The following is an 8756-nucleotide window of genomic DNA, read 5'->3' as shown; positions in this document are numbered from 1 at the left end:
CGTTTGCGCCTGCCGACGCACGCGAGGCCGACGTGCTGCACTACGCGCGGGCGCGCTGGCCGCACGTATCGTTCGAGCGGCTGGTCTCGGGGCCCGGCATCGCGGTGATTCACGCGGCGCTCGCGGCGCGCGACAGCTGCGACGCGCCCGAGGCCGGCGCGACCGATACGGCAGCCATCATCGGTCGTGCGCTCGACGGCGACGCACGCAGCGTGGCGACCCTGGAGTGCTTCTGCGGCATGCTCGGCACGTTCGCGGGCAATCTGGCTCTGACCCTCGGCGCGACCGGCGGCATTCATATCGGTGGGGGCGTCGTGCCGCGCCTCGGTGCAATGTTCGATGCATCGCCGTTTCGTGCCCGCTTCGAGGCGAAGGGCCGCTTTGCCGGTTATCTCGCGAAGATTCCGACCTTCGTGATCACCGCGCCGCATCCGGCCTTCGTCGGTGTGTCGCGTCTGCTCGCCCGCGCGTTGGGCGAGGCCGGCTGACGCGTTGCACGGGCCGCCGAGTCGTAGCGCGACGGTTGCCTTCCCGACGCGCGGCGATCGGGTGGAAGCTTGCGTTGCCGCGCAAGCTCGTCCTGTTGCATGTCGATCGGTCGTGCCGCCGCCGCGGGCAACACGCGCGTGCCGCGACCGCACCGTCATGTCCGGAGGGTGTGGCTGTAGCTCGATTGTCTGAAGCGTGTCGGCGTGTTGAAAGCAATCCGGCCGCGCGCGACGCCGCCTTATGGAATACGCCGACTGGAAGTTGTCCCGGAACTCATTTACTTTTAGAACAGTTGCGCCGATGCGTCGGGCGTTCCGGAGGAGTCATGACCGCATTCCAGAAAGTGTGGCAGTTGCTCGTCGGAAAGCCGCTCGACCCGCTCGATCCGCGCACGCGGCATGCGATTGCCGTGACGCCGCTGCTGGCCTGGGTCGGGCTCGGCGCCGACGGGCTGTCGTCGTCGTGTTACGGCCCGGAGGAGGCGTTTCTCGCGCTCGGCCAGCACCATGCGCTCGCGCTGTTCCTCGCACTCGCGACCGCGGCGACCGTGTTCATCATCGCGCTCGGCTACAACCAGGTGATCGAGCTGTTCCCGACCGGCGGCGGCGGCTATCGCGTCGCGACGTCGCTGCTCGGATCGAAGCCGGGGCTGGTATCCGGCGCGGCGCTGCTGGTCGACTACGTGCTGACTGTCGCGACGTCGCTCGCGAGCGGGGTCGACGCGTTCTTCAGCCTGCTGCCGGTCAGCGCGCAGGCGTTCAAGCTCACGACCGAGATCGTGCTGATCCTGATGATGACGGGGCTCAACTTCCGCGGGATGCGCGAATCGATCCTGGTGCTGCTGCCGATCTTCATCGGCTTCGTGATCCTGCACTTCGGGCTGATCGTGTATGGCGTCGCCGTGCATGGCAGCAGCCTCGCGATGGTGGTGCCCGACGCCGTGCACGAAGCGCACGGCATGTCGCAGTCGCTCGGCCTGTTCGTGCTGCTCGCGCTGCTGATGCGCGCGTTCTCGCTTGGCGGCGGTACCTATACGGGCCTTGAGGCCGTGTCGAACAACGTGAACATGCTCGCCGATCCGCGCGTGCCGAACGGGAAGGTGACGATGTGGTACATGTCGACGTCGCTCGCGTTCACGGCCGGCGGGATCATCCTGCTGTACATGCTGTGGCACGCGAAGCCCGTCGACGGCGAGACGCTGAACGCGGTCGTGTTCGGCAGCGTGATCGACCATCTCGGGCTCGGTTCGGCGTTCGCGCGCCACGCATTGCTCGCGGCCGTGCTCGCGTTCGAGGCCGGGCTGCTGCTGGTCGGCGCGCAGACGGGCTTCCTCGACGGCCCGGCCGTGCTGTCGAACATGGCGTCGGATTCGTGGGTGCCGCGCCATTTCCGCGACCTGTCGGGGCGCCTCGTGCGGCAGAACGGCATCATCGTCGTCGGGCTGTCGAGCCTGCTGATCCTGTTGTGGACGCACGGCAACGTCGACGTGCTCGTCGTGCTGTACAGCATCAACGTGTTCCTCACGTTCAGCATGTCGCTGCTCGGGCTGTGCACGTACTGGTGGCATCATCGCAGCCAGCAGGGCTGGTTCAAGCACTTCTTTCTGTCGGCGCTCGGGCTGAGCGTGACGGCGACCGTGCTCGTGATCACGCTGATCGAGAAGTTCACGGCCGGCGGCTGGCTCACGGTGCTCGTGACGAGCGCGGTGATCGCGCTGTGCTTCATGATCAACCGCCACTACGCCTATACGCGTGTGCAGCTCGCCAAGGAGGACGAACTGTTCTCGGGCAAGGCACCCGAAATCGACGAGGCCACCGCGCCGGGCAAGCCCGACCCGTCGCAGCCGACCGCCGTGCTGCTGGTCGGCAAGCATCGCGGCGCGAGCATGCACGCGCTGCTGTGGGTCAACCGGCTGTTCCCCGGCCACTTCCGCAACGTGATCTTCCTCGCGGTCGGCGAAGTGGACGCGAAGGCGTACGACGGTCACGAACATCTCGAACGGCTGCGCCACGCGATCACCGAATCGCTCGACTACTATGTCGCGCACTGCCGCCGCAACGGCATCGCGGCCGACTACCGGATCGCGTTCGGCACGAACCCTGTCGTCGAATTCATGAACCTCGCATCGTCGACGCTCGACGAGTATCCGAACTCGGTGTGCTTCGCGAGCAAGCTGATCTTCCGGCGCGTGAATTTCCTCACGGCCTGGCTGCACAACCAGACGCCCGTCGAGCTGCAGGCGCGCCTGCACGTCGAGGGCAAGCAGATGGTGCTGCTGCCGATGAACGTCGGGTAGCGGTGCACGTCGCGTGCCGCGGCGCGTGATGGCATCACCGCACGGTTATGTGCCATTCAGGGTCTGTACGCTTGAATACATCACAATGTGATATAAAATCGAATCAGGCCTCGGTGTCATCCGGCCTCCACGCCACATACGAACCCGGCCGCGCGACGCGCGCATCGTGCCGGGCGAACGTCCGGTTCAGAAGAACGGGCGGCGCTTACGCGCAGCGGGATGGCCACGGGGCCTCGCCGCGACCGGCGGCACGATGCGCCGTACGGGTCGCGGCGACGACAAGGGGAAATGACGATGCTGATCACGTTTCGCTCCTCTGCCGCACCCGATATCGTGATGCTGCGCGATCTGGCGCAGTATCTGCTGGGGTTGGTCGGCAAGGGGCTGGACGTCCGCGGCGTGATTTCCACCGACGAGCTGCCGGGTGCGATCGCGCGGCTCGAACAGGCCATCAGGGACGATGCGGCGCGCGAACGCGCACACGAGCATTCGACGCAGGCGCTGCGCGACGACGTGTCGCCGCATGCGGGCGGGCTCGCGCAGCGCGCGTGGCCGCTGCTGGACATGATGCGTGCGGCCCACGAACAGGGCCGGCACGTGATGTGGGGCGTGTAGGCGCGCATCGCGCGTGCCGCCGCGGTACCGGACCTCCGCTGGAAGGCCGGCGGCATGGGCGTCGTTCGACGCGCGGCCGCCGGCCGGTTTTTTTGCGCGGTGCGATCACGTGATAGCGCGATTACGGATGATGATGCGTATGCGAGCGTGACGAGCGTCGCGCGGGCCGGTGCAGCAGCCTGTCGCGCGTGCGGTCGCGGCCGCGCCCGGCCGTGAAGAACAGCACCGCGAACACGAGGAGCGCGACCAGCAAGAACGCCTGGACGATACTGTTTTCCATGTCGCCTCCAGCATGACGAGGGACAAAGGGCGCCGCGGCCGGCGGTCAGCCGGCGGGCATGAACGTGCCGGCGAGCATCGTGTCGATGAAGCGCTTGGCCAGCGCGATCGAGATCCTGACCGCGTCCGCGTCGTTGCGGAATACGTGATGCTTCGGGTCGAGCAGGTGCGCTTCGTGGCAGCCGCGGGCATCGTGCCAGACCACGACGGCGAGCGGCTCGTACAGCGCGCCGAGTTCGAGCCCTTCGCCGGCCACCGGGTCGACGAGCGCGATCGCGCGAATCCCGCACTGGCGATAGGTCAGGCAGAGCGGCGAAGCCATGACGGCCTCCGTGGCAGACGCCGATCGTTCCGACCCTGCGCGCGGCGTGATCGGACGAATGGGCGCCGCGCCGTATTCACGTCAGCATCGGTATCGCTTCGATCAGCGCGATGCCGAGCAACGCACCGATCGCGGCGCCGACCAGTCTCGGATGCCACCGTAGATGGAGTGCCGTCAGCAGTGCGCCAAACAGGACCAGGCCCAGCAGCGTGAACGCGATCACGAGGTAACCCATCTCGAAGTCGCTATTGATGATCGCCATGATGCCTCCTTCCCCATGTCGGCGTGTCGTGTCCGGCAGCGTGTCATTCCGTCGACGTCGCACGCATGGATGATCTGACTGAATTATATGTCGCGACGTGATGCAAAAAAGCCCTCTCGCCCGGGACAGCGCGCACGGGGCGGCATACCGGCGTGGCGAAGCGGGTGATGCACGCGCGTCCGGCTCGCCGCCGCGCGGCTTGACGCTCGCCGGCACGTCACCCACACTGGTTCGCACGACGGGCATGCGGCGCGCGAGCGGTCATGTGCGTGTCATGCGGATCGAACCGTCCGCGCCGGCGCGCGGCCCCGGCGCCCGGCAACGAACGCGCGGAGAGCTTCGACGTGGTGCTTTTTCCTTCCCGCTGGACCGGCCGCCTGCTCGCCTGCGCGATCGCGCTCGGCGCAGGCGCTGCCGTGGCCGATGTGCGCGACAACGGCGACCCGGGCACCGACGCGCCCGTCACGATCGTCAGCGATGTCCACGAATTCGTGATCCAGCACGACGGTTCGCTCGACGAGCACGACGACTCGACGCTGCGTGCGAACAACGCGAGCGGCATCGATGCGGTTGCGCAGCGCTACGTGTGGTTCGACAAGAATCTCGAGAAGGTGGACCTGCTGGCGGCCGAGACGATCGACCGCGACGGTGTCGCGCATCCGGTCGGCGCGGACGGCATCCGCGACGTGCAGGAACCGCGCTCGGCCGGCGCGCCGACGTTCCAGGACGGGCTGTTGCGCACCGTCGTGTTTCCCGGCGTCGAAGCCGGGTCGAGCACGCGCGTGGCGTTCCGCAAGACCCGCACGAAGCCGGTCAACCGCGGCTACTTCGGCTACACCGTCGAGCCGTCGCGCGAGCCGGTCGACAGCCAGCGGCTGATCTTCGACGTGCCGGCCGACATGCCGCTGTACGCGGATGCACGCGGCTACGTCGCGCTGCCGCCGGTCACCGCGAACGGCCGCACGCGCTACGAATTCGACTACCGGCACGGCCCGTACGACCGCATCGAGAACGGTGCGGTCGGCTACGCGACCTATGGCGACCGGCTCGTCGTGTCGACGCTGCCCGACTACGCGGCGTTCGCCGCGCGCTACCGCGACGCGGCCGTCGATCCGGGCACGGACGATCCGGCCGTTGCGCAACTGGCGCGCACGCTCACCGCGGGTGCCGCCGGTCCGCGCGACAAGGCGCGCATCCTGTACGACTGGGTGCAGGCGAACATCCGCTACGTCGGGCTGTTTCTCGGCGAAACGGCCGCCGCGCCGCATCGCGTCACGGACATCCTGCGCAACCGCTACGGTGACTGCAAGGATCATGTCGCGCTGTTCGGCGCGCTGCTCGCGGCGGTCGGCATCCGCAGCGAGCCGGTGCTGCTCAATCTCGGGTCGGTCTACACGCTGCCGTCGGTGCCCGGGTACGGCGGCGGCGCGATCAATCACGCGATCACGTGGCTGCCCGATCTCGCACTTTATGCGGATACGACGACGGCCGGCATCGCGTTCGGCTATCTGCCGCCGATCGTGATGGACCGTCCCGCGCTGCTCGTCGACACGGGTGTGCTGTCGCGCACGCCGGCCACGCAGCCGCGCGGCCGCATCGCGCGGGTCGAGATCGATGCAGCCGGGCCCGGCGCTACGCGTTTTCACGCGTACATCGAGGACGACGGCTGGACGGCTGAACTCGAACGCAACCTGTTTCGCCGCGCGACGCCCGACCTCATTGCGCAACTCGCGAACGATCGCCTGCGGCAAAGCGGCTTGCGCGGCCGCGCGCAACTGTCGACCAGCGACCGGCGCGTGACCGAGGGGCCGTTCGACGTGACGGTCTCGGGCACGCTGGATCATTTCGTGTGGCCCGACGGCACGACCGCGTTGCCCGCGCTGTCGAGCCTGACGGGCGGCATCGCGACGCAGGTCGAGCACTGGCTGGCCGAACCGGTGCGCACGCAACCGTGGGGCTGCATCGGCGGCACGTTCGACGAGACCGGCCAGATCGCGCTGCCGGCCGATGTCGCGTTGACCGACCTGCCCACCGATACGGCCGTGCACGACCGCTTCGTCGACTTCACGTCGCATTACGTATTCGACGCGGCCGCGCGCGTCGTGCAGGTTACGCGGCGGATGACCGCGGATTTCGGCCGTCAGGTGTGTACGCCGGACGAATTCACGGCGCTGCGCGCGTCGCTCGAACATATCGAACGCGACACGCAGGCGCAGATCGTCGTGCGGGCGAAAGGGCGTTGAACGGGCAGGGGACGTGCGCGCGTCGTCGCCACCGGTCGACGCGCAGGAGGGAAATCATGACGGAACGGGACTACGAGATCGCCGATCTCTCGAAGGATTTGCTGGGCCGGATCGTGCAGGGCACCGCGGCGAGCGGCGCGGTCGTGGATGCGGAGCAGTGCGCGGCGCTTGCCGTGCAGTGCGCGACGGCGCTAATCGACAAGCTGGAAGCGCGCAACGGTTGAGCGGTCGGGTTCATGCGTTGCGCGCACATCGCTCACCGGCCCGGTATCACGGGCTGGTCGCCAGCGCGCCGCGAACGGTCGCGCGCTGACGCTGACAGTAGCGCCCGAGCCCGACAATGCCGACGAGGGAAACGAACGACAGCAGCGTGAAGAACGCCGCGAGCGGCAGCCATTGTCCGCGAAACTGCTGCGCGAGCATCGTACCGATCAGCGGCGTCGTACCGCCGGCGACCATCGCGCACAGCTGGTACGCGATCGAGATGCCGGAGTAGCGGACGCGCGTCGGAAACGCCGGGGTCATGAAGCCGGCGATGACCGCGTAGATCGCCGACAGCGTGACGACCGAGAACGAAATGCCGGCAACGATCGCGACGGGGTTCCGGGTCTGAACGAGCAGGAACATCGGATAGGGTGTCAGCATCGACAGCACGGCCGCGCAGGTGAGGAAGCGCGTCTCGCCGAAGCGTTGCGCGAGCAGCGCGGAGACGGGCTGCGACAGCAGCTGGATGAGGGTGACGACGAACAGGCAATCGAGAATGAACGACTTCGACATGCCGAGGTAGGTCGTCACGTACGAAATCATGAACGTATTCGTGAAGAAGAATCCGGCCGAGCCGATCGTCGTTGCCGCGGCGGCCAGCAGGATCGGTACCCACGCGGTGCGCAGCACTTCGGCGACGGGGTACTTGGCCACGGCGTTGGTATCGCGCACGCGTTCGAATTCGGGCGACTCCTTCACGCCGAGCCGGATCGCCATCCCGATGAGGAGCAGCACGAAGCTCGCGAGGAACGGCAGGCGCCAGCCCCAGCTGACGAAGCTGTCGTGGTCGAGCGACGTGACGAAGCGGAACGCGAGCAGCGACAGGATCAGCCCGGCGGGGCTGCCCATTTGCGGGAACGACGCGAAGAACGTCTTGCGGCCGGCCGGCGCGTGTTCGCTCGCCATCAGCACGGCGCCGCCCCATTCGCCGCCAACCGCGATGCCCTGCAGGATCCGCAGCAGCACCAGCAGGATCGGCGCCCAGATGCCGATCGTCGCGTAGCCGGGCAACAGGCCGATGCCGGTCGTCGCGATCCCCATCAGGAACATGGTGAGCACGAGCATTTTCTTGCGGCCGATGCGGTCGCCGAGGTGGCCGAACACGGCGCCGCTCAGCGGCCGCGCGACGAAACCGACAAAAAAGATGCCGAACGACGCCATGGTGCTCAGGAAGTGGTTGCCGCTCGGGAAGAACACGTCGCCGAGCACCAGCGCGGCGGCGGTCGCGTACGTGTAGTAGTCGTAGAACTCGACGGCGGTGCCGATGAACGCCGCGGTGGCGGCGCGCACGGGCTGATGCGTGTGGGGGGCAGGTTGAGACATGGGCTGTCCTGTCGTTCGTATGAGGGTGCCGGCCGTGCCGCGGTGTTCTGCCGCGCGAGGCCCTGGCGTGCCGCAATGCGGTTTATCCGTCGCCGATATGCGTGCGTAAAATTCTGTTTTTTAATTCCGAGCATTAGCGGCGTTTATGCTCGCCGCCTGCGCATGCGCGTCGGCTACGCGCCGGCATTGCGCGTGGCGTTCGAGCAGCCGGCGCGCATTGTTCGCGTCGGGTGCATCGATGCGCCCGGGGGCGGCGGCGTGGCCGGATGCCGATTGCGCGCGATAGGCATCCAGCAGCGCGCGCGCCGCGTGCGCGTCCGCATCGGACGGCGTCAGCGCCCGGTTGATCGCGTCCACATGCGCGGCGAACACCGCGCATTTCGACCGGAAGCCCAGCCCGGTCGACGTGTCGAGATCGTGCGCGAGGACGTCTGCCGCGAGGTAGGTGCAGGGCAGGTCGATCGGCTGGCAGCCGGCCGCGATGCATTCGATCAGGAAGCGGCTGCGCGCATGCAGCAGTTCCAGCCCGTCACGCGTGCGGCGCGCGCCGAAGCTTGCCGCGAGATCCTCGACCGCCAGCATCGCGTGACGGATGCGCGGGCTCGCGGCGAGCATCGCGCCCAGGTGCACGAGTCCGCGGGCGGACTCGATCGTCGGCACGAT

Annotated in this window: 9 protein-coding genes and 1 pseudogene; 5 read left to right on the top strand and 5 right to left on the bottom strand. The window is 67.9% G+C overall.

What is annotated here, in order from left to right; all coding sequences use genetic code 11:
* The 3 genes and pseudogenes from JYJ84_RS21385 to JYJ84_RS21375 form a co-directional block, all read left to right on the top strand.
* A pseudogene (locus tag JYJ84_RS21385) lies at window positions 1-473 on the top strand (glucokinase); the annotation flags it as partial.
* A gap of 341 nt (window positions 474-814) precedes the next feature.
* Window positions 815-2785 carry an APC family permease gene (locus JYJ84_RS21380; protein ID WP_175219341.1) on the top strand — a complete coding sequence of 657 codons (1971 nt, stop codon included), beginning with the start codon at window positions 815-817 and terminating at the stop codon, window positions 2783-2785.
* Between the two features lie 294 nt (window positions 2786-3079).
* Complete coding sequence (locus JYJ84_RS21375) at window positions 3080-3400, top strand: DUF1840 domain-containing protein (protein WP_043179198.1); 321 nt, start codon at window positions 3080-3082, stop codon at window positions 3398-3400.
* Between the two features lie 121 nt (window positions 3401-3521).
* Here JYJ84_RS21375 and JYJ84_RS21370 read toward each other — a convergent pair whose 3' ends face one another.
* The 3 genes from JYJ84_RS21370 to JYJ84_RS21360 all read right to left on the bottom strand — a co-directional run bounded on the left by JYJ84_RS21370 (window position 3522) and on the right by JYJ84_RS21360 (window position 4263).
* Entirely contained in the window at window positions 3522-3680 is a 159-nt protein-coding gene (locus JYJ84_RS21370) for a hypothetical protein (protein WP_164462800.1), read from the bottom strand.
* Window positions 3681-3725: 45 nt separating this feature from the next.
* Window positions 3726-4001, bottom strand: coding sequence for a hypothetical protein (locus JYJ84_RS21365; protein ID WP_122948895.1), 276 nt, complete (start codon window positions 3999-4001; stop codon window positions 3726-3728).
* 76 nt (window positions 4002-4077) lie between these two features.
* A complete protein-coding gene (locus tag JYJ84_RS21360; protein ID WP_122948896.1) occupies window positions 4078-4263 on the bottom strand; it encodes a hypothetical protein in 186 nt (61 codons plus the stop codon).
* A gap of 344 nt (window positions 4264-4607) precedes the next feature.
* Here JYJ84_RS21360 and JYJ84_RS21355 point away from each other — a divergent pair, with 344 nt between their 5' ends.
* Both JYJ84_RS21355 and JYJ84_RS21350 read left to right on the top strand, forming a co-directional pair.
* Window positions 4608-6506, top strand: a complete 1899-nt coding sequence (locus JYJ84_RS21355) for a DUF3857 and transglutaminase domain-containing protein (protein WP_175219343.1) — start codon at window positions 4608-4610, stop codon at window positions 6504-6506.
* A 56-nt stretch (window positions 6507-6562) separates the two neighbouring features.
* On the top strand, window positions 6563-6730 hold the full coding sequence (locus JYJ84_RS21350; RefSeq protein WP_164462801.1) for a hypothetical protein: 168 nt from the start codon (window positions 6563-6565) through the stop codon (window positions 6728-6730).
* Between the two features lie 46 nt (window positions 6731-6776).
* Here the strand turns inward: JYJ84_RS21350 and JYJ84_RS21345 are convergent, their stop codons facing one another.
* Entirely contained in the window at window positions 6777-8093 is a 1317-nt protein-coding gene (locus tag JYJ84_RS21345) for an MFS transporter (RefSeq protein WP_175219345.1), read from the bottom strand.
* Between the two features lie 120 nt (window positions 8094-8213).
* The coding region (locus JYJ84_RS21340) for an aldolase/citrate lyase family protein (RefSeq protein ID WP_240201885.1) at window positions 8214-8756 on the bottom strand (543 nt) is incomplete at its 5' end.

The sequence above is a fragment of the Burkholderia sp. LMG 13014 genome (assembly GCF_905232215.1).
GTDB lineage: Bacteria > Pseudomonadota > Gammaproteobacteria > Burkholderiales > Burkholderiaceae > Burkholderia.
This window is presented reverse-complemented; position numbering and strand designations above follow the sequence as displayed.

Excerpts from the sequence above, each read along its gene's own strand:
- JYJ84_RS21380 (WP_175219341.1), top strand. The coding sequence starts at position 815 with ATGACCGCATTCCAGAAAGTGTGGCAGTTGCTCGTCGGAAAGCCGCTC.
- JYJ84_RS21360 (WP_122948896.1), bottom strand. The coding sequence starts at position 4,263 with ATGGCGATCATCAATAGCGACTTCGAGATGGGTTACCTCGTGATCGCG.
- JYJ84_RS21350 (WP_164462801.1), top strand. The coding sequence starts at position 6,563 with ATGACGGAACGGGACTACGAGATCGCCGATCTCTCGAAGGATTTGCTG.
- JYJ84_RS21370 (WP_164462800.1), bottom strand. The coding sequence starts at position 3,680 with ATGGAAAACAGTATCGTCCAGGCGTTCTTGCTGGTCGCGCTCCTCGTG.
- JYJ84_RS21345 (WP_175219345.1), bottom strand. The coding sequence starts at position 8,093 with ATGTCTCAACCTGCCCCCCACACGCATCAGCCCGTGCGCGCCGCCACC.
- JYJ84_RS21365 (WP_122948895.1), bottom strand. The coding sequence starts at position 4,001 with ATGGCTTCGCCGCTCTGCCTGACCTATCGCCAGTGCGGGATTCGCGCG.
- JYJ84_RS21375 (WP_043179198.1), top strand. The coding sequence starts at position 3,080 with ATGCTGATCACGTTTCGCTCCTCTGCCGCACCCGATATCGTGATGCTG.